Annotated in this window: 25 protein-coding genes; 10 read left to right on the forward strand and 15 right to left on the reverse strand. The window is 55.0% G+C overall.

The features are described 5' to 3' along the window. The first annotated feature begins 8 nt into the window (after positions 1–8). The 6 genes from A9753_RS07790 (at position 9) to A9753_RS07815 (ending at position 7,799) form a co-directional block, all read left to right on the forward strand. Positions 9–1,667 (forward strand): anthranilate synthase component 1, encoded by a 1,659-nt coding sequence (locus A9753_RS07790; protein ID WP_067782828.1) that lies wholly within the window; start codon positions 9–11, stop codon positions 1,665–1,667. After that, on the forward strand, positions 1,658–2,470 hold the full coding sequence (locus tag A9753_RS07795; RefSeq protein ID WP_067782831.1) for a glutamine amidotransferase-related protein: 813 nt from the start codon (positions 1,658–1,660) through the stop codon (positions 2,468–2,470). Before A9753_RS07790 ends, A9753_RS07795 begins: the two co-directional genes overlap by 10 nt. After that, the gene (gene trpD / locus A9753_RS07800) at positions 2,467–3,522 is read left to right on the forward strand and encodes an anthranilate phosphoribosyltransferase (RefSeq protein WP_067782834.1); all 1,056 of its coding nucleotides are present in this window, start codon (positions 2,467–2,469) and stop codon (positions 3,520–3,522) included. The genes A9753_RS07795 and trpD overlap by 4 nt, the downstream gene beginning before the upstream one ends. A gap of 43 nt (positions 3,523–3,565) precedes the next feature. After that, positions 3,566–5,875 (forward strand): tryptophan synthase subunit beta, encoded by a 2,310-nt coding sequence (gene trpB / locus A9753_RS09470; protein WP_083090412.1) that lies wholly within the window; start codon positions 3,566–3,568, stop codon positions 5,873–5,875. Next, entirely contained in the window at positions 5,875–6,732 is an 858-nt protein-coding gene (trpA, locus tag A9753_RS07810) for a tryptophan synthase subunit alpha (RefSeq protein WP_067782837.1), read from the forward strand. Before trpB ends, trpA begins: the two co-directional genes overlap by 1 nt. A gap of 227 nt (positions 6,733–6,959) precedes the next feature. Continuing rightward, positions 6,960–7,799, forward strand: a complete 840-nt coding sequence (locus A9753_RS07815) for a HisA/HisF-related TIM barrel protein (RefSeq protein WP_067782840.1) — start codon at positions 6,960–6,962, stop codon at positions 7,797–7,799. A gap of 3 nt (positions 7,800–7,802) precedes the next feature. Here the strand turns inward: A9753_RS07815 and A9753_RS07820 are convergent, their stop codons facing one another. From A9753_RS07820 to hflX, 4 genes are all read right to left on the reverse strand, one after another. Beyond that, positions 7,803–8,066, reverse strand: a complete 264-nt coding sequence (locus A9753_RS07820; protein WP_067782843.1) for a metal-sensitive transcriptional regulator — start codon at positions 8,064–8,066, stop codon at positions 7,803–7,805. Positions 8,067–8,201: 135 nt separating this feature from the next. Continuing rightward, on the reverse strand, positions 8,202–8,384 hold the full coding sequence (locus A9753_RS07825) for a hypothetical protein (RefSeq protein WP_067782846.1): 183 nt from the start codon (positions 8,382–8,384) through the stop codon (positions 8,202–8,204). Positions 8,385–8,459: 75 nt separating this feature from the next. Next, positions 8,460–10,433 carry an ATP-dependent DNA helicase gene (locus tag A9753_RS07830; RefSeq protein WP_067782849.1) on the reverse strand — a complete coding sequence of 658 codons (1,974 nt, stop codon included), beginning with the start codon at positions 10,431–10,433 and terminating at the stop codon, positions 8,460–8,462. Beyond that, a complete protein-coding gene (hflX, locus tag A9753_RS07835) occupies positions 10,430–11,872 on the reverse strand; it encodes a GTPase HflX (RefSeq protein ID WP_245637427.1) in 1,443 nt (480 codons plus the stop codon). The genes A9753_RS07830 and hflX overlap by 4 nt, the downstream gene beginning before the upstream one ends. Positions 11,873–12,104: 232 nt before the next feature. Between hflX and A9753_RS07840 the strand changes: the two genes are divergently transcribed. After that, positions 12,105–12,761 carry a class I SAM-dependent methyltransferase gene (locus A9753_RS07840; protein ID WP_245637413.1) on the forward strand — a complete coding sequence of 219 codons (657 nt, stop codon included), beginning with the start codon at positions 12,105–12,107 and terminating at the stop codon, positions 12,759–12,761. Between the two features lie 23 nt (positions 12,762–12,784). Here A9753_RS07840 and A9753_RS07845 read toward each other — a convergent pair whose 3' ends face one another. Continuing rightward, the gene (locus A9753_RS07845) at positions 12,785–13,807 is read right to left on the reverse strand and encodes a hypothetical protein (RefSeq protein ID WP_141673360.1); all 1,023 of its coding nucleotides are present in this window, start codon (positions 13,805–13,807) and stop codon (positions 12,785–12,787) included. 133 nt (positions 13,808–13,940) lie between these two features. Then, on the reverse strand, positions 13,941–14,909 hold the full coding sequence (gene miaA / locus A9753_RS07850; RefSeq protein ID WP_083090413.1) for a tRNA (adenosine(37)-N6)-dimethylallyltransferase MiaA: 969 nt from the start codon (positions 14,907–14,909) through the stop codon (positions 13,941–13,943). Positions 14,910–15,005: 96 nt separating this feature from the next. Between miaA and A9753_RS07855 the strand changes: the two genes are divergently transcribed. Further along, positions 15,006–15,476 (forward strand): YbjN domain-containing protein, encoded by a 471-nt coding sequence (locus A9753_RS07855; protein WP_067782854.1) that lies wholly within the window; start codon positions 15,006–15,008, stop codon positions 15,474–15,476. Further along, positions 15,473–16,159, forward strand: a complete 687-nt coding sequence (locus A9753_RS07860; protein WP_083090414.1) for a type III secretion system chaperone family protein — start codon at positions 15,473–15,475, stop codon at positions 16,157–16,159. The genes A9753_RS07855 and A9753_RS07860 overlap by 4 nt, the downstream gene beginning before the upstream one ends. 254 nt (positions 16,160–16,413) lie before the next feature. On the opposite strand, the gene A9753_RS07865 is transcribed toward A9753_RS07860, so the two are convergent. Further along, complete coding sequence (locus A9753_RS07865; RefSeq protein WP_067782860.1) at positions 16,414–16,845, reverse strand: hypothetical protein; 432 nt, start codon at positions 16,843–16,845, stop codon at positions 16,414–16,416. Between the two features lie 42 nt (positions 16,846–16,887). On the opposite strand from A9753_RS07865, the gene A9753_RS07870 reads away from it, so the two are divergent. Next, positions 16,888–17,127, forward strand: coding sequence for an RNA-binding S4 domain-containing protein (locus tag A9753_RS07870; RefSeq protein ID WP_067782863.1), 240 nt, complete (start codon positions 16,888–16,890; stop codon positions 17,125–17,127). Positions 17,128–17,216: 89 nt separating this feature from the next. Here A9753_RS07870 and dnaE read toward each other — a convergent pair whose 3' ends face one another. The 8 genes from dnaE to A9753_RS07910 all read right to left on the reverse strand — a co-directional run bounded on the left by dnaE (position 17,217) and on the right by A9753_RS07910 (position 25,808). Continuing rightward, positions 17,217–20,777: a DNA polymerase III subunit alpha gene (gene dnaE, locus A9753_RS07875; protein WP_067782865.1), complete on the reverse strand. Its 3,561-nt coding sequence runs from the start codon at positions 20,775–20,777 to the stop codon at positions 17,217–17,219. A 9-nt stretch (positions 20,778–20,786) separates the two neighbouring features. Beyond that, positions 20,787–21,341: a GNAT family N-acetyltransferase gene (locus tag A9753_RS07880; protein WP_067782868.1), complete on the reverse strand. Its 555-nt coding sequence runs from the start codon at positions 21,339–21,341 to the stop codon at positions 20,787–20,789. A gap of 41 nt (positions 21,342–21,382) precedes the next feature. Then, positions 21,383–22,300, reverse strand: a complete 918-nt coding sequence (locus A9753_RS07885; RefSeq protein ID WP_067782871.1) for an RluA family pseudouridine synthase — start codon at positions 22,298–22,300, stop codon at positions 21,383–21,385. After that, positions 22,297–22,851: a signal peptidase II gene (gene lspA / locus A9753_RS07890; protein ID WP_067782874.1), complete on the reverse strand. Its 555-nt coding sequence runs from the start codon at positions 22,849–22,851 to the stop codon at positions 22,297–22,299. Before lspA ends, A9753_RS07885 begins: the two co-directional genes overlap by 4 nt. A gap of 189 nt (positions 22,852–23,040) precedes the next feature. Next, positions 23,041–23,628 (reverse strand): DivIVA domain-containing protein, encoded by a 588-nt coding sequence (locus A9753_RS07895; RefSeq protein ID WP_067782877.1) that lies wholly within the window; start codon positions 23,626–23,628, stop codon positions 23,041–23,043. Positions 23,629–23,919: 291 nt separating this feature from the next. Next, positions 23,920–24,216 (reverse strand): YggT family protein, encoded by a 297-nt coding sequence (locus tag A9753_RS07900; RefSeq protein ID WP_067782880.1) that lies wholly within the window; start codon positions 24,214–24,216, stop codon positions 23,920–23,922. 15 nt (positions 24,217–24,231) lie between these two features. Continuing rightward, complete coding sequence (locus A9753_RS07905; protein WP_067782882.1) at positions 24,232–24,669, reverse strand: cell division protein SepF; 438 nt, start codon at positions 24,667–24,669, stop codon at positions 24,232–24,234. Between the two features lie 134 nt (positions 24,670–24,803). After that, a complete protein-coding gene (locus tag A9753_RS07910; protein WP_067782885.1) occupies positions 24,804–25,808 on the reverse strand; it encodes a purine nucleoside phosphorylase YfiH/LACC1 family protein in 1,005 nt (334 codons plus the stop codon). Positions 25,809–25,831: the final 23 nt, after the last annotated feature.

Genomic DNA, 25,831 nt, shown 5'->3' on the forward strand with positions numbered 1-25,831 from the left:
ACGTTTTGATGAGATCTTGTGACGCGATCACCCCACCTGTAGTCGCTACGCGCCAGGTGTCCTATCATCCCGATTCCACCGCCATCGTGCGCCACTTAGTTAATCAGGAACTCATTGCTTCTCATGATGGTCGCCCCACCGACTGCGTAGTTCTCGACTCAGCAGACATTGCGTCAAAGCAGTCGCTTACGTCCATCGCGGTTCTCGACTCTACAGTTCGCCTCACATGCCGTGGCCCTAAGGTGATTGTCGACGCCGTGGGTTCATCCGACGATTCCTCCTCCAGTATTCATCGCCTGGCTAACGAATTGGCTGAACACGTCGTTGAACAGTCCGATACCCGCCTCATCCTTCATATTGATTCAGTCAAAGAATCAGAAATGGATGAACGCTCTCGCCTCAAAAGCCTGTCCACCCTAGCCCCTCTGCGTCTCTTGGCTCACGCAGAAGTAGACCACCCACACCTTCCTCTCATCGCAGGCTCTTTCGCTTTTGACTACCTGGATTCCATCGAAGATCTTCCCCCTGTTGACGATGGTGCCAACACATGGCCTGACTATCTTTTCTATGACGCTGCCATCATCATGGTCACTGACCACACCAGTGCCACGATTTCCCTCGTTGGCGCTTCTTACGATGGTGACTACATTAATCGGCGCCTCGATGAACTCGCTGCCTCAATTTCTTCCTTCGCTACCGCCTCTGGTGAACAGGTCAGCGAAACCGTTGCCGCGGCGTCGGCAGAAGAAAACGGTGAGGAGACTGGAAGCCAAGACATCATTCACGCTTGCCCCACAGTCAGCAATACTGATTTTGAGCACATGGTGACCCAGATGCAGGCCCACATTGCTGATGGTGACATTTACCAGGTAGTCCCCAGCCGCGGATTTGTTATGAATTGTCCCAATCCGATGGAGGCCTACGCGCACCTGCGTGCAACTAACCCCAGCCCCTATATGTTTTACCTGTCCACTCCTGAAGGTGAACTGTTCGGCGCCTCACCTGAATCGTCCTTGCTCTATCACGTACCGACTAACGAGGTCTCGATCCGCCCCATCGCCGGTACACGCCCACGCGGCCTGAACCCTGACGGCACCATCGATCATGAGCGTGATACTCGCCTTGAACTCGAATTGCGTACCGATAACAAGGAGTTGGCCGAGCATCTCATGCTCGTAGACCTTGCCCGCAACGATGTAGCTCGCGTCAGCACCCCCGGTACACGACAGGTGACCACCCTGTTACGAGTAGACCGCTACAGCCGCGTCATGCACCTGGTCTCTGAAGTCACTGGTCAGTTAGCTGAGGACCTTGATTCACTTGATGCGCTACGTGCCTCAATGACCATGGGGACCCTCACCGGTGCCCCCAAGATTTCAGCAGCTAGTCTTATTCGCCGCTATGAAGGCCAACGCCGCGGCAGTTATGGAGGTGCCGTTGGTTATCTTCGTGGCGATGGTGAACTCGACACTTGCATTGTCATTCGTTCCGCTTTCGTCCGTGACGGCAAGGCTCTAGTTCAGGCTGGCGCCGGCGTGGTGGGTTCTTCTCAACCTCATGCTGAAGCTATGGAAACCGTTCACAAAGCACGTGCGGTTCTTGAAGCCATTGCCGCCGCTCAGGGCGTGGACCTAGTCATTGATAAGGAGGCACGTCCATGCGTGTGATTATGTTAGATAATCATGATTCTTTTGCCTACAACTTGGTTGATCTGTTCACCACGCTAGGCCACGAAGTGGACGTCTACCGCAACTCTGCCCCTGCCGAGACCTTTAAGCGCGCCCTTGAGCCCACGGATGCCGAACGTGCTGTGGGTATCCGTCCGCTCTTGTGTCTCTCGCCTGGCCCCGGTCATCCGCGCACCAGTGGATGCCTCATGGAAATGGTGAGGTGGGCTATCGAGTCTGATGTTCCAACTCTGGGCATTTGCTTAGGTTTCCAGGCCATGGTTGAAGCCTGTGGTGGCACGGTGGACCGCGTCCCTGCTATTCATGGCAAAACATGGACCGTGAACCTCACGAATGACGGTGTCAAGCACCCTGGTTTTGCTCACCTCGTCGATGCTCGTCGTGAGAGTGATACTGCTCTCACCATCGATGTGGCTCGCTACCACTCACTTGGTACCCGCGAGCTGCCCAGTGACTTAGTTGCTCTCGCCTCCACTAGTGAAAGCATCGTCATGGCAGCCGCACACCGCACTTCCCCAATGGTGGGCGTACAGTTCCATCCCGAGTCGATACTGACACCTCAAGGTCCGTCAATGATGAATGCGCTAATCGCGTACCTGACCAGGCAGCCTCAAGCCTCTGAAAGTGCCGTAGTAACAGCCGATTCCACTCATCCGTGCGAGTCCCACTCCAACTCCGCTCACACTCCCGCCTCTGAGACCCCGATGGCAAGCGAATTCTTCGCCTCTCCCAACGTTTCTGATCACCGCCCCTCGCACTTTTCCCTAGGACGTCACTCATGACTGCTACCAATATCAATACCGACCTCACCGTTCCCGCACTGGTTCGTTCCATCATCTGCGGCGAACGCCTTGACGATTCCCACACCCAATCCCTCATGGAAGCCCTCACCCGGGGCGAACTCAGTGAAATCCAGGTTGCTGCTGTCCTATCTGGCCTTCATGCGCGTGGTGAAACTGCTACCGAATTGGCCGCAACAGCCCGTGTTTTTCGTAAAGCCGCTACAGACTTCCCTTATGAGCAACCCACCGATGTTGCTGACGGCCTAATCGACATCGTGGGAACCGGAGGCGACGGCGCACATTCCATTAATATCTCTACCACCGCTGGTCTGGTGCTCGCTTCCATGGGAGTGCACGTAGCCAAACACGGTAACCGCTCAGTATCTTCTCGTTGCGGCGCTGCTGATGTGCTTGAAGAACTTGGCTTGGACCTCGAAGCATCCCCCCAAGACTCTGCTCAGTTGCTTGCTGAGACAAACTTTTGTTTCCTGTTCGCCCAGGCCTACCACCCTGCTATGCGTTTTGTTGGGCCGGTGCGTCGTGCTTTGGCCAGTCCCACAATTTTCAATCTCGTTGGCCCTCTGATTAACCCTGCTCCCCTGTCCTACCAGGTGATGGGCGTAGCCAATCCTGACCTTATGGATCTGGTTGCTCAGGCGATGATGGAGTTAGGCCGTAGCCGCGCACTAGTAGTTCATGGTGATGGTATGGATGAAATTGCGGTCCACGGTTCTACCCAGATGCGCCTGGTAGATAACGGCAATATTTCCACCCTTACACTCACTCCTGAAGAGATGGGCATTTCCACTCATCCTAAGAGTTCTACTCGCGGCGGAGATGCCCAGGAGAATGCCGAGATTACTCGTGCCATTCTTGAAGGTACTGCTACCGACGCCTATATGGATGCGGTCGCTGTGAACGCGGGCGCCGCACTGTTCGTGGTAAACCGCGTTGAGTCCATTGCGGAAGGTACTGCGATGGCCATGGAACACATGCGTGCAGGTCGTCCCGCCCAGCATCTGACCACCATCATTAATCGGGTTCGTGCCTGAAGGCAGCCCATCTCGCACTACTCGTATTTGAGGAATAATCAGCATGAGCCCCTTTAACCCCGTTCCGAACGAACTACGTGAATCAGGTACGGTTCTTGATTCCATCGTCGCCCAACGACGTACTCGTCTTGCTGAACTCACCGACCAGTACGCCGAGCTGGATCGCGCAACACTTCCCCGTTCTAATCGAAGTTTTGAAGATGCTCTACGTACCCGGAGCGCTGACGGTGCAGTACGTGAGCATGGACCGGCCATCATCATGGAATGTAAGAGTGCTTCGCCCACGCTCGGTCAGATTGCCACGGATTACTCTGCCGCACTCCTTGCCCGCTCCTACGCTCCTGTTGCAGCAGCTATCAGCGTGCTCACTGAGCCTGACCGCTTCGGTGGGGACTTAGCTGATGTGACTGCCGTACGTGACTCTGTGGATCTGCCGGTGCTGTGCAAAGACTTCATCATTGACCCTGTTCAGGTACTGGCCGCCCGCTATCACGGAGCCGACGCCGTCTTGCTTATGCTCGCTATCCTCGATGATGAGCAGTACCGCTACCTTGCGGGCCTCGCTGCTTCCCTGGGCATGGATGTCCTCACTGAGGTGGACACTCCTGAGCATATGCAGCGCGCTGCTGAGTTAGGCGCTCGCATCATTGGTGTGAACAACCGCAACCTGCGCACACTCGAAACCGATCTTGCTCGTACGGAGGAACTTGCTCCTCTGGCTCCTGCGGGCGTGGTGCTGGTGGCTGAGTCTGGTGTGAAGTCCCGTGACGATATTGAGCGCGTTGCTCCGTTTGTCGACGCCGTCCTAGTGGGTTCCAGCCTGTCTGGTTCCGATGATCCTGCCGCAGCTGCCCGTACTCTTGCTGGCGGTCAGCCCACTATGGGTCCCCTTTACGCTGCTCGTCAGGCGGTCACTGCTGCGTGGACTCCACGGAGCCCTGAAGAAATGCGACGCCGCGGTGAGGCGATGGCTGCTCGTTACGCTGCGGATGTTCAGCAGGCAGTTGAGGGCGATCAGTCTGAGGCTTCTGTGGCCACGGTTGCTGGCGCTGGAGACCCAGACCTGTCAACGCAGACCGGTACTCCTCTTCCCGCATACTTCGGTCCTTTCGGTGGTCAGTACGTCCCCCAGTTGTTAATTCCGGCGTTAGACCAGTTGGAAGAAGCTCTCGTGGATGCTCTCAATGACCCAACATTCATTAAGGAGGTGCGCGATCTTCTTCGCCTGTATTTGGGTCGCCCCACTCCCCTGACTCGTACTCGTAATCTTCCCCTTGATGGACAGGCCACCATCCTTCTTAAACGTGAGGATTTGGTGCATGGTGGTGCGCACAAGGGTAATCAGGTTCTTGGCCAGGCTCTTTTAGCAAAGCGCATGGGTAAGACGCGTATCATCGCCGAAACTGGGGCTGGTCAGCACGGTACTGCTACGGCGATGGTCTGTGCTCTTTTAGGTTTGGACTGCACCATTTACATGGGTGCCACCGATGTTGTTCGCCAGGCACCTAATGTCGAACGTATGGAACTCATGGGAGCGACTGTTGTTCCTGTTACCGCTGGTGCTGGCACCCTGAAAGATGCGGTTAATGAAGCACTCCGCGATTGGACGGCGTCTTTCGCCACCTCTCACTACCTGCTGGGCACAGCGGCTGGCCCGCACCCTTTCCCCACGATGGTGCGTGAATTCCACCGCGTTATTTCTACTGAAACCCGCGCCCAGGTACTCGACCAAATTGGTCGCCTCCCTGATGCTGTGGTGGCCTGTGTGGGTGGTGGTTCTAATGCCATCGGCATGTTCGCTGACTTCATCGATGATGAGGATGTTGCTCTGTTCGGCGTTGAGCCTGCTGGTCACGGTGTTGATACTGATGAGCACGGCGCCCCGATCCACGGCGGCAAGATTGGCGTTCTCCACGGTGCTCGCTCGTACCTTATGCGTACAGCGGAGGGGCAGATTCGTGAGTCATACTCCGTGTCTGCAGGCTTGGATTACCCTGGCGTGGGCCCTGAACATTCATGGCTAAGTGCCAGTGGCCGAGCAACCTATGTGCCGGTGGGTGACGAAGAAGCCATTGAGGCATTCCTTGCTCTGTCCCGTCACGAGGGCATCATTCCTGCTCTGGAATCGTCGCACGCTTTGGCTTATGCACTGCGTCTGGCCAGGGAGGGACAGTTCACGGCCTCCGATGGTTCCGCTCCTGTCATCGTGGTGTGCCTATCCGGCCGTGGCGATAAAGATCTTGAACAAGTCCGCCAGGTACTGGGCGGTTCATTCTCTGAGGATGGTGCTGTTGCTCGCGCCGCTGAACTCGTGGGTCAGAATCATGATGACCGCATTGGAAAGGACCTGTGATGTCTCGCTACGCACCTGTTTTTGACCGCTTAGCTCAGGCTCGAGAAGGGGCTCTTGTCCCTTTCGTCATGGTGGGTGATCCCTCCATTGATGATTCTTTGGCCATCATCGACGCCTTGATTGAAGGTGGCGCAGATGCTCTGGAATTGGGGATTCCTTTTTCTGATCCAGTAGCCGATGGTCCCACCATTCAGCGTTCTCACCTGCGTGGTTTGGCCTCACAGGTCACCATGGAAACCTGCTTTGAGGCACTTGAGCGCTTACGTACCAAACACCCTGATATTCCTGTGGGGCTGCTGGTCTACGCTAATGTTCCTTTCTCCATGGGCACACGTCACTTCTACCAGCGTTGCCGCGAGGTGGGCGTGGACAGCGTCCTGATCCCTGATGTACCTACGCGTGAAAGCGCTCAGATTGTGACTGCGGCTCGTGAGGCAGGCGTAGATAGCGTTTTTATCGCTCCGCCAAGCGCCAACGCGCAGACCCTCAAGCAGGTTGCTGATCTTTCCGAGGGGTACATTTATGCTGTCTCACGCGTTGGCGTCACCGGTGTAGAACATGAGGCCGGCACAGAAACACTGGATACGGCTATTGATGTGATTCGCTCTCACACCTCTACGCCGGTGCTGTTGGGCTTCGGTATTTCCCGCCCCGATCATGTGCGCGCTGCTGTCGATCATGGCGCTGATGGTGCGATTACCGGTAGCGCTACTGTGGCCATCATTGAGAAGTATTGCGTTGCTGACCCGGGTGATACCGAGGAAGAAGAGTACCGCTGCCGCATTGATGACCGTGATGGCTTAGCTCGCGAACTCACCGCTTTCATCAAGTCAATGAAGCAGGCAACTATGAAGTAATAGCGCTCTAGAGACTATGAGGCTCTTCGGCTGTCTTGCCTGAGGTCTACGTCGTATGCCAAGTGCTCCAATAGTCTGTACGTGCTTAGCCTCGCGTTGCTCAAGCCATTAACCGCTCGTGGTTTTGAGGCAGTTACAGCACATATGCCTGAACGTCACGAGGTGTCAGCCACCGGAGTATCACTTGCACGCTCAACATTTCAAACCACCAACCAAAGAATGAAGTCATGACTCCTTTTACGATTCTTCCGGCCATTGATATCAAGGGCGGCCGTAACGTGCGCCCTGTGGGTGGCGATGATTCTCAGAGTAACGACTATGGTGATCCCCTCGAAATTGCTCATTATTGGAAAGAATCAGGCGCTTCATGGATTCATTTGGTCGATCTTGATGCAGCTTTTAGTCGCGGTCATAACCGTGAATTGATTACCCGCATCATTAATTCTTGCGGAGTCAATGTTCAACTCTCCGGTGGCCTATCAGATGAGGAAGCATTGGTCTGGGCACTAGGTACTGGTGCTCACCGGATCAACATTTCTTCAGGCGCTCTTGTCCATCGTGATTTGGTGAACCGTGTCATTGCCGAGAACCCGAATCGATGTGCTGTGGCCTTAGATGTGAGCCTTGAGGATCATGAGGGGAAGCCTGCTGATGCTCCTCGTCCTGATGATGACACTCTTGGTGAAGTGTCAATGACTACCTCGCCAATCACGGAGGATAGCCAGCTCCATTACCATGTGCGTCCGCGCGGCTCTCAATGCGATGTTGGCGATTTATGGAAAATACTCGACTGGCTTGGCGCAACTGGTGTGTGTGCGTACACGGTGACGGATGTGCAACGAGATGGCGCAATGAGTGGACCGGGGTATGTTCTCATGGAAGCAATAGCGCGTCGTTCGCAAGTTCCGATGTTTGCCAGTGGCGGTGTACGAAGTGTGGCTGACCTACAGCGATTAAAGGCTCTGCCTTATATTCATGGCGCTGTGGTCGGTAAGGCCTTCGCTGTCGAAGCTTTAGATGCCAGCGTTTTAGCCCAGTTCTCTAACGAGGGGCCTTCCGCTCAGTAGTGCTCAACGCAGGCTGAGGAACATCTTCTCCAGTTTCTTCGCATCCAATGATTCCCCATCGGGATCTTGGCGAATGCACTCATGCATAGACTGGGCAATAATGGCTAGACCTGCTCGGTCAATCGCCGTGGAAACTGCGGCGATTTGGGTGATGACATCCTCGCAGGATCGGCCTTCTTCGATCATGCGGATGACTGCCTGAAGTTGACCGTTAGCTCGCTTGAGTCGAGTGAGTGTGGGTTTGACGGCCTGAGGATCAATTTCCATGGTCTATTCGTATCACCGACCAACGCGCTTGAGGCGATACACGCCTTGAAATCACACAATGAAATACCACGTGAGGCACACGCTAAGTTCAGCGCGTGCCTCACAGGATAGTCAGTGATGAGTCGGTTACTCAGATCAGCGTCCGAATAGGCGAGCGAAAAAACCGCCGGAAGACTGACTGTTATCAGATTGAGAAGCGTCAGTGGAGCAGGTGCAACGCTGATCGCGAGGGACATTCTTCATCACGGCGTCAACGTGACGGCCGCATCCGGCCCAGGTGGTCTTTTTGCATTGACGGCAGGTGACCGCACGGCACATGGTGGTTACTCCTGAATGTGTGAGGGGTTTCAGAGGACTATCCCAACCACCTTATACCCCCTGGGGTATAAAAATCTAGGGCTGACTCAACCGTTCTAACGCACCTAACACTGTGTCCCGATCAGTGGTACGCCATAAAGGTGGCATCGAATCAACAAGAAAAGAACCATATCGAGCAGATACCAAACGCGAATCCAGCACTGCCACCACGCCACGATCATCAGTCCGACGAATCAAACGACCAGCCCCCTGAGCCATCAACAAAGCAGCATGCGTAGCAGCCACAGTCATAAAGGGATTCCCGCCAACGCTACGTACCTTTTCCATCCGTGCACTAGCCACAGGTTCCCCCGGACGCGGGAATGGAATACGGTCAATAAGCACTAAACGACACGTGTGACCAGGAACATCTACACCCTGCCACAAGCTGACCGTCCCCACAAGACAAGCACGATCATCTTTAGCGAATTCTTCGACCAGACTAGGCAGTTGATCTTCTCCCTGACAGAAAACCGGGAGGTCAGTTTCATCGCGAAGTACCTGTGCGGCGTCTTCAGCGGCTTGACGTGAAGAAAACAGACCGAGCATGCCGCCATCACTGGCCTTAGCCAAGGCAACCACCTCGTCCAGCGCCTGGTCACTAATCCCCATCGACGGCGCAGGAAGGTGAGAAGCAACATACAAAATCCCCTGCTTCGCATACGTAAATGGACTACCTACATCCAGACCAGTCCATGATGCATCAGCCAAAGTCATACCGACGGTACGTGCCATGACATCAAACTTTCCGCCTAGTGCAAGAGTGGCTGAAGTAAGAATGGCGGTATGGTCATTGAACAGCGTGTTTGCCACCGCTCCGGCCACCTCAATGGGGGCGATCATAAGTCGCGCTGGATCAACTCCCCCACGGGGACGCTCAATCCACGCCACATCGCGACACTGAGGAATAGAATCACTCAACGCACGGGTCACACAATCCACAAGATCAGCCACGGCAGTCCGGGCGACGCTGAGTGCACCAGATTGAGAAGAATCAGCCTGAACTTTAGCACGAATATCAGCATGCATCTGACGTGCGGCTTGCTCCACGCTAGCAAGCGCGGCACGCAAAGAAGCGCTAATAGTTTCCAAGCGTCCTTCTTCAAGTTCGGCTAGGGCAAGACCTAATTCTTGACCCGCCTGCATTAAGTCTTCCCCCAGGACATCAGCGTCTCGCCTCGCCGTTTTCGCCACGCGAGTCACCGACGCCGCAGAGATACTCACACTTCCCTGACTGCGTACCCGATCAGCTAAGTCATGCGCCTCATCAACAACAAGAACATCATGGTCAGGAAGAACGTGGTTGTTTCCTGCTACGGCGATTCCGAGCAAAGCATGATTGGTGACCACCACATCCGCATCCTGGCAGTCATTACGGGCTAGTTGGGCGAAGCATTCGTCCTTCAGCGGGCATTTACCGCCCAAACATTCAGCTTTACTCACGCTAACTTGAGCCCAAGCTTTATCAGAAACCCCCGGAACCAGATCGTCGCGGTCCCCTGTTTCCGTGGTTGTAGCCCACGAACGAATACGAACGACTTGCTCCCCCAAAGACGCAGTAGATGCTTTACCAACTTTGGAGGATTTACTGGATGTAGCTTCCTCAGCGTCGAAAAGAGTGGGCTCATCGGAGGGGTAGCCGCCACCCATCTTGTGCTTGCACAGGTAGTTGTTCCACCCTTTAAGTAGTGAAACCTTGGGTTCGTTGCCATGAACTGAGGCAATAGCACGTGCCGCTAAAGGAGCGTCTTTGGTGAGAATTTGACGCTGAAGAGCAAGGGTTGCCGTGGAGACCACGGCTTTGGTGCCGTGACAGACGCAAGCATTCATCACGGGGATGAGATAGCCTAAGGATTTACCTGTGCCGGTTCCTGCTTGGATAAGGAGGTGGCGCTCATCGCTCATGGCGGAGTCGATTTCCTTCGCCATACGGATTTGGCCTTGGCGAGCCTTGCCACCAATTTCTTCTACGGCATGGTCAAGTGCCCGCTCTATCGCGGACTTGCTCATGACAGATCGCATTCCTTCAAAGCGCTAGCCAAGGAACCATCCACGCGTGCCCTCACGTGCGTACCTTGCTCGGTATGTTCAAGGAATTCAATTTCCCCATCAGCGTGAATACGGGAAATAAGATCACCGCGGTTATAACCGATCACCACATCAACTTCCACATTGGGGCGGGGAAGTGAATTGGCGATGCGTTCAGTGAGTTCATCCATTCCCTCACCGGTGCGGGCAGAGACGGCCACACATCCCGGATATTGCGTGCGCAGGGCTGCCAACGTGATCGAGTCTGCAAGGTCAGACTTATTGAGCACGATAATTTCGGGGACATCTGCTCCGCCGGGGATATCAGCAATCACTTCACGAACGGCCTTAACCTGACCAACGGGATCCGGGTGTGCAGCGTCCACAACGTGAAGAAGTAGGTCTGCTCCGGCGACTTCCTCAAGCGTGGAACGGAAAGCTTCCACCAGTTCGTGAGGAAGGTTGCGTACAAACCCCACGGTGTCAGTGAGCGTGTAGACGCGTCCATCTGCGGTAGTGGCGCTACGCACGGTGGGATCCAGGGTAGCGAAAAGAGCGTCATGGACCATCACGCCAGCACCGGTGAGACGGTTCAGGACGGAAGACTTCCCTGCGTTGGTATATCCGGCGATAGCAACAGAAGGAATCTGTGAGCGATGACGAGAGCCGCGCTTTGTTTCACGCGAGGGTGCCATGGCGTTAATGTCACGGCGTAGTTTGGCCATGCGATGACGAATACGGCGACGGTCCAATTCAATCTTGGTTTCACCAGGACCACGCGACCCAATACCCTGACCACCTGCTACACGGCCACCAGCCTGACGGCTCATCGATTCGCCCCAACCACGCAAGCGTGGCAAAAGGTATTCGAGTTGGGCCAGTTCTACCTGGGCTTTACCTTCGCGACTCTTGGCATGCTGAGCGAAAATATCCAAGATCAAAGCGGTGCGATCAACAACCTTGACCTTGACCACGTCTTCCAATCCACGACGCTGGGAAGGGGCAAGATCGGAATCGACGATCACCGTATCGGCGCCGTTCGCAGCCACGATATCTGCCAATTCATTAGCTTTACCCTTGCCAAGATACGTGGCTGGGTCTGGGGTATCGCGTCGCTGTAGCAAAGCGTCAAGCACCTGAGAACCTGCGGTCTCAGCGAGCGCGGCAAGTTCTGCCAAGGAGTTCTCTGCTTCATCCGCACTGCCGGAGTACAGGCCTACGAGCACAACGCGCTCAAGACGAATTTGTCGGTATTCAACTTCACTGACGTCTTCAAGTTCAGTGGATAAGCCCGCCACACGCTTGAGTGCAGCGCGCTCTTCACGTTCCATGGCGCCAGCATCCATACGCAGCGCTTCATCGTGCTGGTCCTGGGTGGAGGCGAGCGCAGCAGTGTGCCGAGCGAGGATTCGGGCTACCACATCATCAGCAGTGACAACATCGTTTGTTGAGGCGTTGGTGCTGGTCTGCGACGCATCAGTATGAGTCTCATTTGAGACGGGTGATGAGGAATTCTGAGAATGCTCGGTACGGCTCTCGTCGGTGGTCAATGAGTCGCAACTTGACTGATGCACGGTAGAGGAGTTCAACCTGGTCCTTCGCTTGGGATTCTTATTCCTCTAGTCTACCGATGTGAGGGCCTAGCCCTCCATCATGGACACCTCGGGTTACTCTTATGGCGTGAACGATCATTACTTCAGTGCCATCCCGCAGTCCGATGATCACGAGCGCACCACGATGCTCACGATTCGCGGCCGCGAGTATGCCGTCACGAGCGCTGGCGGCGTGTTCTGTCCTGGTCGCGTGGATTTAGGTACTCAAGTTCTACTCAAGCATGTTCCAGATCCCGCCCCGGAGAGTTTCTGCGTTGATGTGGGCTGTGGTTGGGGTCCGATTACTTTAGCGTTGGCTCATTCTTGCCCCGATGGCGAGGTAGTTGGCGTTGATGTCAATGAGCGCAGCATGGATTTAACTGCTCGTAACGCCAAGCAGGCTGGTTTTGAACATGTGTCTGTTCACCAGGCAGAGTCCTTTGCCCAGCATTTGGCTGACAGTGGCCAAAAGATTGACGTGATCTGGTCCAATCCCCCGGTACGTATTGGTAAGCAGGCACTTCATGCTCTGCTTGCTCTGTGGTTGCCTCTTCTGGCTGATGACGGCGAGGCGTGGCTCGTGGTGGGGAAAAACCTCGGCGCCGACTCCCTTGCGTCGTGGCTCCGTATGCAGGGCTGGAACGTAGAAAAGGCTCACTCTGCCAAGGGGTATCGAGTTTTGTGCGTGCGCCCGCAACTCGCCAAGGCTGCTGCCTGATTCGTTAATTTGTCAGGTATTAGTCAGTTTATTGGGTAGGCGATAGTTGCGATCTTTTTGACGCGTACGGTCACCATGAAAGGCAGGGATTCGTCCTCATCTTGCTCAGAGTCTGGCTCTTCACCCTTATCCAAGTTGATGAGCAAGTCTCGTGCACTGGTGGGAGGAATATTCACGGCAATTTCGCCATGAGGGGTCACCAGCATGACGCCATCGAGGGGATCATCGTTCCACAGGCTCAAGGCTGCACCACATGCACATGCGGCACCCAACCATGAGGTCACGGAAGCGTCCTGGGGGGAGAGGACGTCGAGAGCAGCACGCATCATGACGGCGTCGCCTTCGTCAGCAGTAGACGCTGTATCGAGAGTTTCTTCATCAAGGGCCACCATGAGTGCCACAGCGCAGCCGTCGGGTAGTTCCGGTTCACAGCGAACTGCACCGTTGGTAGCCAGTGCGCGGGCAAGTTGACGCGATTCATCCGCATCGGGGACAGCGACGACGAGGCACGGTTGAGGGGTAAGAATCGTGAGACCTGCCCATACACCATTCATGCCAGGGATGGTCACGGTAGTATCCCATCCATCCTTCATAGAAACGGTATGGGGATAGTGCAGGTTCATGAAACCTGCATCAATGATCCATGCGTCATTCATACGGGTTAGTGAGCAGGCGCCCATCCGTGTGCCCACCACGAGGCTGCCATCGGCGTCAGTGTGAGCCAGTGCGTGCTCATCGTCAGTGAGCACGCTGGTTGCCACGGCTTGTCCCGACAGTGACCATGAGGAAACCTGACCGTCTGCTTTATAAGCATCAACGAACCATTCAGCTTCGGGCACTTCAGTGAGGTAGGCTTCTCCCCCAGGCATTGCACTGGTGCGAGCCAGACGCACAAATACATCGGCTCCGATTCCGCTACGGCGATCGCAAAGTTCGCGGACCCAAGACTCGCTGATCTCCTCCGTACAGTCAGGATCAACGAGAACCAAGACGTCATCATCAGCAGCATGTGCTTTGATCACTGTTCGGGTCGGGGAATCAGTCATGGCCATAGCCTACGGCACATAGGTGTGAGTGCTGTAGTTCAGGTCTCTGCCGCGGGTTGTGTCACTGGCTCAGCATTTTTCTCCCAGCATCCTTGGGAGTCTCGCGGCGGAGGTCACGAGTTGCGTCACTAACTCAGCGTTTTCGCCGGTCAATAGTATCCATGGCTTGAGATACCAGGGCCTCCCACGCCCAATCAGGAACCTCACCGTGCTCATCCATTTCAAGGTCAAGCCAGGTAATACGTGGGTCACGGCGGAACCATTTCAACTGACGAGAGGCAAGTTTCCGTGTGGCCACAGCAGTGGCTTCAATGGCTTCATGTTCGTTCATCACCCCGTCAATCACCGCGATTGCTTGAGAGTAACCGATGGCTTTACTGGCTGTGGGGCCTTCACGCAAACCTTCTTGGAGAAGGCGTTCGGTTTCTTCAACCAGTCCCCCCTCAAACATCGCTTGTGCTCGACGAACAATTCGTGCATTCAGCCCTTCCCTGTTGGTACGAATAGCCAGGTGACAGGTGGGAATACGGTCCACGTATGGTGGAAGTGAGGCAGAGAACTTGTGTCCGGTTAGTTCCATCACCTCCAGGGCACGGACGATCTTGCGTCGGTTGGAGGAGTCGATTTTTTGAGCGGATTCTGGATCTTTACGTTCAAGTTCACGATAAACCGCATTGAGCCCCTCAGCATCGACACGATTATCGATTTTCCTGCGAAGGTCACGGTCTGTGCCGGGAAATTCGAAATAATCGGTAACTGCCCGAACATACAGACCTGAGCCTCCAACCACAATGGGCTGACGCAGGCTTCCCGCGATTCGGTCGACGTCTGCGCAGGCATAGCGTTGGTAGGCGGCCACACTCGCCTCGTCGGTCACATGAAGCACATCAATTTGTGCATGCTCGATACCACGACGATCATCTACGGGAATCTTCGCTGTCCCAATGTCCATTCCACGGTAGAGCTGAGAAGCATCGGCGTTGATGATACCCACGAGTTCATTCGGTTTGTGGGGGGCAGGTGCAAGCGCACAGGCAATGTCCAAGGCTAGGTCAGATTTCCCACTAGCCGTGGGGCCTACTACTGCAATTAACGAATCCACAGGCGAACTTTAGCAATATCGTCTCTCTGCTGGCAGGTCGATGCAATGAGCGAACAGAAGGAATGGTTGTCAGTAGGGCACCGGTAGAATGTCCGTATGCCTGATTCGCTGACTGCTAATGCTATCCCCCAGGAGGTTCCCCGCCTGGTGGATCAGGAGCGCGTGCGCCAAGCAGTGGAACGGGCGGAACTGCACTATGTCAGTGATGAGCACGGTAATATTGCTCTTCCTTGGCGCATTGTCACTATGCAAATAGTGTTCCAGGATGTGCGTGCCTTGCAGATGCGCGGCATGTGGCATCGCATCGCGTCTATGGAGTACATTGACGATCTGCGTGCCTTGGCGATGCAGTGGAATGCTCACCGTATCGGTCCTAAGGCTCATGTGAGCATTGATGATGATGGTCGCGTGTCCCTGCATGGCGAATACACGGTACCGATTCGTGCAGGTATGACTGACACGCAACTTGATTACTTCCTTCAGACTGGTGTGCGTCTGCTCATGGCTTTGATGATGCAAGCGGAAGAGGTCTTCCCCGATCCGCTGATTGCGGTGGTGGAAGAATGAGTATGCTCAACCGTTTCCAACGTGCCTGGCAAGTGCTAATCGGAAATGATGCCGAGGCATCTATTACCCCCGCCGAGCACTGTGATGACTCTCGTTCGCTAGGTGCTGTTCGTGCTGTAGTTCGCCACGCTGAGAATATGGTGCGCCGGGATACTCATGGTGAGGGTGAGCGCTCCCCTGAATCCTCTGAAGAAGGTGGAACAAGGAAGTCAGAACAGTCTGCTGAAGTTTCACGTATTCCTGCTCCCCTTTCGCTGGACCGTGTGGAGAATTACCTAACGGGCCAGAACTATGTTGTGACGCGCGAACATGACCCTGACGATGTATCTCACGAATGCCTCAAAGGTTCATGGAATGACGTCACCATCATTTTGGACATTCCACCTGAGCATGACGGTTGGCTGCTGGTTAGTGCAGATTCAGAAAGTCCTATTGCACCTGTCGATGGGGGTGACTTACTTGCTATCGCGGCCAATGATTGGAACCGTGAACGCTTCTTCCCTTCGGTTTCTGTCCTGCGTACCGCGGTGGGGTGGCATCTGCGAGCCATCTATATGCAGGACATGCGTGCTGGTGTCACAGATGAACAGTTAGAACTTCACGTCGATACAGGTTTGTCCTCCTGCGTGCAAGCGTTGCGAGAAGTCCGTCCACTCCTTCTCGAAGGCCCCGACCCACTATAAAATCTCGCAACTTTTGATCTACACGTGGCTCCCTTACGTATTGAGGTGACCGATGTTCAACTCAGAGCACTCAAGCCATAAGGATGCTGATCACCATTAGCATCTACTTTCATGACGCGGATGTTATGGGCCAGCAGGCCGTGAACGGTGCTGATCCTTGTCAGCGTCCACGTATCTCTCAGTGTTGTCCATACACGTGCCAAAGGCACTCGTAAACTGCTCTCATCGTCACCTTGAGAAGACAGGATTCCTTATCACAGGTACTGGTACTTGTTGAGGTTCATGGCCAGAATCAGGCCACACACCAGGCAGGCCACGTTCGCAACGTAGAAGTTCAATGTGGGGGCTGCCGCAGCCAAGATGAGTCCTGAGATCACCCACGTGGGGCGATCAGTAAAGGTTCCCACCAGTGCACTGACGGTAAAGAACAGTGCCACCACCATGAGCACCCAGGCGAATGCACCCACAGGCAGCGTCAGAGACATGTAGAGAGCCCACGACGTCGTAAACAACGCAGTGACGAGTCCAAAAATAGCCACGCCCTGGAGCCACTTAGGCCAAGCAGCGAAAGCAAAGGGAAACTTAGGAAGGCGACGCTTCGGCGTCCGCTTGTTCTGGCGAGCGAGTCGCTCTTCGCGTTCTTGCTGTGCTGCCTTGGCTGGGTTTCCGGAACGATGTGGACTCATACTCAATAGCCTAGAGGAGAACAGTCATGAGAAACTACTTCCATGACTTCACAGGACTTTCCCGTTATTAGCGTACGCGGTGACATTAAACTCGGCCAGTTCCTCAAACTGGCTAACCTCGTTGAAGACGGCGCCACCGCCCGCATCGCTGTGCAGTCCGGTGACGTGTACGTCAACGGTGAAGTCGACACTCGCCGCGGCCATATTCTTGCCGATGGTGATGTCATCACCCTCGACGCTCCCACCGGCCTTGATGGCGCAATTGTCCACATCGAAGGCTAAGGCTCACAGTTAACACTAAATAGTTATTCAAAGACTAGGAACATACTTCAGCGCTTCACGCCTCGGTACACCCCAGCCCCGGTCACTTCTTAATGATTCAGGCAACCCGGACCCAAGAGAGCTTTGAGGTCAGAGAAAAATGCTGCACTAGCCTCAACCCTGAATTGATCGCTAAGTTGAGTGCGCACTTCACGTCCCGGTGAGGTGAGGTTAAGCCGTACTGTGGACATACCAGTGTGTCGTTCCAAGACGATCTTTAACTGCTCAACCAGAGCCGTAGTGCAGCGATTGGACGGCAGTCGAATCGTCACAGCTTCATGAGTAGCACTGCTAGTGTCAGGAATAGTCATTTCCTGGGCGTAAATAGACACTTGGCCGTCACGTCGATTGACGCGCCCGCGTACAGTCACCACCACATCAGTTGCCAATGCGGTAGAAACCGTCTGGTAAGTCTGCGGGAAAAACAGCACATCGACGCTACCGCCAAGATCCTCAACCTGAGCGATTGCCCAAAGATTGCCCTGTTTCGTGGTTTTACGAGTCAATGACGTGATAAGGCCAGCAACAGTGACCACAACGCCTTCAGGCTTAGCATCCTCATCTTGAAGATCACCGATCTGGGTATCTGCAAGTTTCGAAAGCAACGCTTCAAGGCCCATCAGCGGATGGTCAGAAACGTATAAGCCGAGCATGTCGCGTTCGTGAGCGAGTTTTTCTTTCTTATCCCACTCCGGCCCATCAGGAACGGTCGTGGAGAACACGGGGCCAGAGGCGAAGGGATCATCACCGCTGTCTCCAAGCATGCCGCCAAAGAGGTCAAACTGACCTGCTGCCTCATTACGCTTAACCCCAATGATTTCGTCAACGAAATCTTCGTGGCAGATATGCAGGCAGCGGCGAGTGGCACCCAGGGAGTCAAAGGCACCTGCTTTGATAAGCGAATCGATGGTGCGCTTGTTGCAGACCACAGCCGGGACCTTGTCGAGGAAATCCTCAAAACTGGTGAACTGGCCTTTTTCTTCACGGGCCTTAACGATGGCATCCACCACGTTGATGCCTACGTTACGCACCGCAGCCAAACCGAAACGAATGTCATTACCCACAGCGGCGAACTGTGCGTTGGATTCGTTCACATCTGGCGGGAGCACCGTGATTCCCATGTGACGACATTCGCCTAGATACACAGCGAGTTTGTCTTTATTGTCCTTCTGACTAGTCAAAAGGGCAGCCATGTACTCCGTGGGGTAATTTGCCTTGAGGTAGGCCGTCCAATAGGAGACCACACCGTAGGCGGCTGAGTGGGCCTTATTGAAGGCGTACGCGGAGAAGGGAACCACAATGTCCCACAGAGTCTTAATAGATTCTTCGCTATAGCCGTTATCAAGCATGCCCTGGCGGAATCCAACGAATTCCTTCGCAAGAATTTCGGGTTTCTTTTTACCCATGGCTTTACGCAGTTTATCTGCCGCGCCCATGGAGAAACCTGCCAGTTGCTGGGCAATCTGCATGACCTGTTCCTGGTACACGATCAGACCGTGTGTAGTTCCAAGAATGGGTTCGAGAACGTCAGCGAGTTCCGGGTGAATCGGAACGATTTCCTGTAGGCCGTTTTTTCGCAGTGCGTAGTTCGTATGAGAGTCCGCACCCATGGGGCCGGGACGATACAAGGCGCCCACAGCGGAAATGTCTTCGAAGTTGTCAGGCTTCATGAGGCGCAGCAGGGTGCGCATACCGCCACCATCAAGTTGGAAGACGCCGAGGGTCTCACCGCGTGAGAGTAGTGCGTAGGTATTTGGGTCATCCAGACCGATGTTGTCAATATCAACCGGTGGCTTATCGTTAGCCACGATGTTTTCAAGGGCGTCGGAGATGACGGTGAGGTTGCGCAGTCCCAAGAAGTCCATCTTGAGCAAGCCGAGGGTCTCACACGTGGGGTAATCGAATTGGGTGATGACGGCGCCATCTTGGACGCGCTGCATCATGGGAATAATGTCCACGAGTGGGTGTGAACTCATGATCACAGCGCAGGCGTGTACGCCCCACTGGCGAGTCATGCCTTCAAGGCCCTTGGCTAACTCAACGATGCGCTGGGCGTCTTGATCTTCGGAATAGAGTTTACGGAACTCTTCCGCTTCAGCGTAGCGCTTATCTTCCTTGTTGAAAATACCCTTGATGGTGATGTCTTTGCCCTGGACGGAGGGAGGCATGGCCTTAGTCAGGCGGTCACCCACCGCATAGGGGTAGCCCATGACGCGCGAGGAGTCTTTGAGGGACTGTTTGGCTTTAATGACGCCGTAGGTCACCACCTGGCTGACACGGTCATCACCATATTTATTTTTGACATACTCGATTACTTCTTCACGCCTACGTTCGTCAAAGTCGACGTCAATATCAGGCATGGAGATACGCTCGGGGTTAAGGAAGCGTTCAAAAATGAGGCCGTGTTCGAGAGGGTTGAGTTCGGTGATGCCCATTGCGTAGGCAACCATGGAACCAGCACCGGAACCACGGCCAGGCCCTACACGAATTCCTTGAGATTTGGCCCAGTTGATGTAGTCAGCGACCACCAAGAAGTAGCCGGGGAATCCCATCTGGACGATCACGCCAATTTCGTATTCAGCCTGCTTACGGCAGTCATCAGGGATATTACCGTTGAAGCGTTTTTCCATGCCTCGCCAGCATTCTTTAACGAACCACGATTCGTCGGTTTCCCCTTCGGGGACGGGGAAGATTGGCATGAAGTTGGCGCCGTCGTCTGTGGTCTTGAAATGCACATCGCATTGTTCGGCAACGAGCAAGGTGTTGTCACAGGCTTGTGGCAACTCTTTGAAGAGGTTGCGCATTTCGTGGCCGGGGCGAAGGTAGTAAGTATCTCCGTCGAATTTGAAGCGGTCGGGATCGGAGAGAATAGAACCAGAGTTGATGCAGAGCATGGCATCTTGGACTTCGCGGTCCTCAGGGCGCACGTAGTGAGAGTCGTTCGTGGCCAGGAGGGGGGCGTTAATGTCCTTGCTGATTTGCAGTAAGTCTTTGGTGACTCGGGTTTCGATGTCGAGTCCGTGGTCCATCAGTTCGACGTAGAAGTAATCCTTGCCAAAGATATCCTGAAGTTCGCGTGCTGCCTCAAGAGCGGCATCGTATTGGCCTAGTCGCAGTCGGGTCTGGATTTCACCTGAGGGGCAGCCGGTGGTACCGATGAGGCCTTTGGAGTAGCGCGAGAGCAAGTCACGGTCGATGCGTGGGCTTTTTCCCCACTGCCCTTCGAGGGAGGCGTAGGAGTCCATGCGCATGAGGTTGTGCAGGCCCTCATTGTCGCGGCTAAGCAGGGTCATGTGTGTGTAGGAGCCACGTGCGGACACGTCATCGCTCCGTTGACTTTCATCACCCCAGAAGACACGGGTCTTGTCGAAGCGGGAGGTTCCGGGGGTCATGTACGCTTCCACACCAATGATTGGTTTGATGCCTGCTTTAGTGCATGCGGCGTAGAACTCGTAGGCACCGAACATGTAGCCATGGTCAGTGATCGCTAGTGCCGGCTGGCCAAGGCGTACCGCTTCAGCGACATAATCAGCGATTTTGCCTGCTCCGTCCAGCATGGAGTAATCCGTGTGGACGTGGAGGTGAACAAAATCGTCTGCAGTGTTGGCCATGAGGGTAGTTTAGCGAACCGGACCTCGCACGACGCGTGCCATATCTTGATGAGGAATGCCTGCATCGAGGTAACTTTCGCCGCTTACTACCTCATATCCGAGCTTGGAGTAGAAGCCCATGGCCTGTTCTTGTGCGCTGAGAATCACGGTAACTTCTCCTTCACCAGTGGGCTGGCCGAAGGAGTCAGTAATCGGCACGGATCCACCAACAAGTGCCATGGTTTCAACTTCGCGAACCAGACGTGCTCCCAGCCCGGTCCCGCGTGCTTCTTTCACGACGGCGAGGCGACCTAAGTGGACCTGGCCGAGGTGATCTGGGTCTTGTAGGAGACGGGCAGTTCCCAATGGGTTGCCTTCTGCATCTGTAGCCAGGATGTGGAGGGTGGAGCCAGCTTCATCGAGGAGGTCGACTTCTTCTTCAAAGGGGACGTGTTGTTCGCCGACGAATACTTCGAGTCGAATACCCAGGCAAAGGTCTTTGATTTCTTGGCTGACGGGATCATCCGCATCCCCCAAGGCGTAGCGCATGGTTCCGGGCTCTTGGGGCGTGGGCATCTGAGTCATGGTGGAAGCCTACCTATCTTGTCTGGGGGTGTAGTAACGAATTAAAGGCGAACCACGTCGAGCGCGTGCTGGAGATCTGCAGGGTACTGCGATTCCCAGATCATCCACTCCCCTGTCACTGGGTGGGCTACACCGAGTCCCACAGCGTGAAGCCATTGACGAGTCAGGCCTGTCTTCTCAGTGAGTACGGGATCTGCACCATAGGTTTCATCACCCAAGCAGGGATGCCCCATGGCAGAAGTGTGGACGCGGATCTGGTGGGTGCGTCCGGTCTCGAGTTCGATTTCGAGTAATGAGGCTCCAGGCATCGCTTCGATAGTGTCGTAGTGGGTGCGTGATTCGCGTCCGCCATCAATGATGGCCATTTTCCATTCCCGCGATGGGTGGCGGCCGATAGGCGCGTCAATGGTGCCGCTCATCGGGTCCATGTGTCCGTGGACTAGCGCATGATAGGTCTTGTCCACGGTGTGATGACGAAAAGCGTTTTTGAGGACTGAGTAGGCGATTTCGCTTCGTGCCACGATCATAATGCCGGAAGTTCCCACATCGAGGCGGGAGACGATTCCTTGGCGCTCTGCTGCCCCTGATGTGGAGACGGTGATGGACATGGCTTTAAGAGCACCGAGGACGTCCGGACCGTCCCACCCCATTGAGGGATGTGCAGCGATTCCTGCAGGTTTGTCTACCACCACAATGTGGTCATCAATATAGATGATGCCCATGTTGTCTACAGGAGTAGCAACAGGTTCAGTGGGGCGTGGTGCTGGCATGTCCACGTCAAGGAACTGCCCTGCGCTAACACGTTCCGATTTTCCGAGTTCTTTACCAGCCAACGTGACGGCGCCGTGAGTGCATAGTTCACCAACTTTGCTGCGTGAAAGCCCGGTCATGCGTGCGAGGGCTATATCGACACGTTCGCCTTCAAGTCCGTCTGGTACTGGAAAGGTTCGCAGTGTCATTCTGGTGCGTCCTCGGTTTTCTCTGTGGTGGTCTTCTGAGTATCGGTGACAGGTTTACCGTCAAATCCCACGTTGGTTAAGGTCAGCCAGGCAACTCCAATAGCGGCAAACACAATAGCGATGTCCGCAACGTTACCCACGAAGTGACCGTCATAGTTAATGAAATCTACGACGTGCCCCTGGCCAAAGCCAGGTTCGCGGATGAGGCGGTCAATGAGGTTACCGGCTGCTCCCCCTGCGGTCAGGCCTAGAACCCATGCCCAAGGAATATGGTGGACCCGTGGAGTCAGCACAGCAATCGCGATCACAACTGCTGTGGCAAGGAGGGTGAAGATCCAGGTCGCTGAGGTGGCGAAGGAGAATGCGGCACCAGGATTATGGACAAGAACGAGTGTGAGAAAGTGGCCGATGAGTGGTTGTTCATGCCCATCAGCCAGTGCACTCAGTGCCCACATTTTGCTCAGTTGATCTGCCACAAGCACTGCGAACGCTACACCCCACATGGTGAGTGCGGTTGAGCGTGGTGCCTTGGTGTCAGCGCGCTGTGCCATGAAATGAGTGGCCTATCGTTCAGTGATTCAGTAGTGCTGTGGTGAGCATAGTCTAATGCGCACGATGGCGGCGCCTTACAGGCGCCGCCATCGTGGTGGTGTCATGTGATGAGCACACTACCCCGACGGGTACTGCTCATGCTGACGGTGTGAACTGCTTGAGCAGCACCCATCAGGCGAACCTGTAGATCACAGGTTGGGGGATACAGCCTCGGAGTTGGATTCCTCCACGTTGGCCAGCAGGCCAGAGAGGTAACTCTTGAGGCGGGTACGGTAGTCGGATTCGAAACGACGCAGTTCGTCAATGGTGTGTTCCAGGCCGCTGCGCTCCTTCTCAAGCTGGGCGAGGGTGCGGTTACGCTGGTCTTCAGCGTCACGAACGATCTGTTCACCGGTGGAGCGTGCTTCGGCAACGATACGCTCGCCTTCGGCCTTGCCATTGGCAACGTGCTCGTCGTGCAGACGCTGAGCCAGTTCAAGCATGCCGGATGCTGCTACGGGTGCTTCGGAGGCAGCAGCGACGGGTGCTGCGGCGGCCACGGGGGCGGGCTGCTCAACGACGGGTTCTTCAACCACGGGCTGAGCGGGGGCTGCTGCCTGACCGCTTGTAGCGGCTTCGAGCTTAGCCTTGAGTTCTGCGTTCTCAGCCTCGAGCTGACGCATGGCCTCAACGACCTCGTCAAGGAACTCGTCGACCTCGTCCTGCTCGTAGCCCTCACGGAACTTGGTCGCCTGGAACTTCTTATTGAGGACGTCGTCTGCTGTCAGCAGCGTCATGGTCGTCACCTCGGTTGTCTGTAGTACGAACATCAGGCCCCATGGTTCGGAGCGCTAATGAAAAGATTACCTGAACTTAAGAGTTCAGGGCGGAAAAAGCAAAACTAACCAACGAGGGAAGGCTTGGTCCCACTTTTCCCATGTGCAACATTTACCACATTAGCATGCACTAGGCACACGAAGCGGTCAAGAGATCACATAATGTCACAGTTTTATCACGCGTAGTCACGATCAATGAACCCATGCAAAGAACCGTGATAACCACCACGGTTCTTCAGCAAAACAAGGATTTCAAACTACTCGAAGCAGCGACAATAAGACTCGTTGAACAATGACAATCGCAAAATACAGGACAATAAATCCCATTGAGAATCCCACATTTCCCATACGCAGGGCCGGGATTTTGCGGTCGAGCCAGTTCAGTGGCGGGTCTGTGAGTGTGTATACCAGGTTCGCGATCACCAGAACAATGCCTCGTGGTTGCCAGGAGCGGGCAAACATCATCACCCAGTCAAGAATGACGCGCAGGATCAGTACGAGGGTGTAGAGGCGAAGTAGGTGAAGGGCAATAAGGATTATCGGAGCCACGCTCAATAAACTCGCTCAGTTTTGGGCAAAAAAGCCAGCAGTTGCCGGTGCGGTGGCACCTTCAATTTCCACGGTAGCAGGGGTAAGCAGGAAGACGCGGGGGGTCACGCGCTCAATAGAGCCACGCAAACCGAACACGAGACCTGCAGAGAAATCCACCATACGGCGCGCGTCGCTCTCAGTCATGTCAGTGAGATTGACGATTACGGGCACTCCATCACGGAATGCTTCGCCGATCAGGCGTGCTTCGTTGTAACTGGAGGGCTTGACGGTGACAATACGGCGAAGATCGGGGGCAGGAGCCTCTTCTTCGTAGACCATTTCTTCATCAACTGCGTGCAAAGGAGCATCGTCGTAGTAGTCGTCGCCACCTTCGGTGTACTCGTCGAGGTACTCATCCTGCGATGGTTCGGCGTAGCCGAGGATGCTGGACATCTTGCGCAGTGCGCTCATAGCGTGCTCCTTGATCGTGCGGCCGGGATGATCGAACCCGGTAAGAGCAAGGTATAGGGATTATTTGTGTTGGCTGGGGATTGTGCTCGGCGTGTTGCTCGGCACCTGAACAACTCCCCTCTGAGCCCGGTTTGTCACGGTTTTCCGGGGCGAATAATCGAAGCGATTCGCTGTCCAGTATGGTCACGACGGTAGGAGTAGAAACGTTTATCAGTCAGTGTGCATAGTCGAAGATCAGTAAAGGTTCCACCACTGCATTCGGCAATTTCTCTGCACTGCTGGGTCACTGCGCCCGCCACGTCGATGGCGTAGGTCCCTTGGAGTGTCTGGGTTCCTGCACTGGGGTATTGTGCGATGAATTCATTGTAGGTTGTGGGGTCAATTTCATAGCAAGGTCCGCAGATGCTGGGGCCGAGCATGACGTGGAGTGGCTGGGTGGTGATCTCACGCATCATGGTGATGGCCTGCTGAGCGATTCCTCCGAGCGCACCTTTCCGCCCGGCATGGATGGCGGCGATGTGCTGACCATCATGTGAAGCGATAAGGATCGGCACGCAATCAGCAGTAAGGACGGCCGCGGCGTACGTTAATGGGGCATGACTTCCCGTATTATTCCCCACGCCTGAATCTGCTCCGTCATCTGATTGGGATCCATGCGTATGAAAGTTCGCTAAAGCAGTACCGTTGAGGTGTTGAGAGATGATGAGACCATCACCTTGAGCTACCAGGTCACCCGCCTGGTCTAGTTCCCACTCCTGCGCACTACTGCGTGCCCCAGGCATCTGACTGCTTAGCGTCAACAGGTGAGATTCCCAGGCATTCGACGCCGCACTCCCCCCTGTCTTCGTCTCTTTTCTTCCAGCAACCGCATAGTCGTCTCCAAGGCCGGCCTGATTGAAGGTGTTTGAGGTGCGTGCCGTGAGGTCTGTATGGATGACGGCGGTGGAGTGGGTCTGGTTCATCCAGATGATTGGTGCCTCCACGGCGTCTTCAAGGCAGTCTCGTGTGGCGCGCACGGTAAGGGGATCATCGCCGGTATGAGCCGCTAGGTGGGGCATATCAACGGTGGTAATAAATACCGTCGCTGCTGGACCTAATTCTAGGCTCAGCAGCGACGGGTAACGGGAGTTTGTGCTCATGGTGCACTGTCTATCGAGCGGGA

Source organism: Actinomyces vulturis, from assembly GCF_001687305.1.
In the GTDB taxonomy this organism is placed as follows: domain Bacteria; phylum Actinomycetota; class Actinomycetes; order Actinomycetales; family Actinomycetaceae; genus Actinomyces; species Actinomyces vulturis.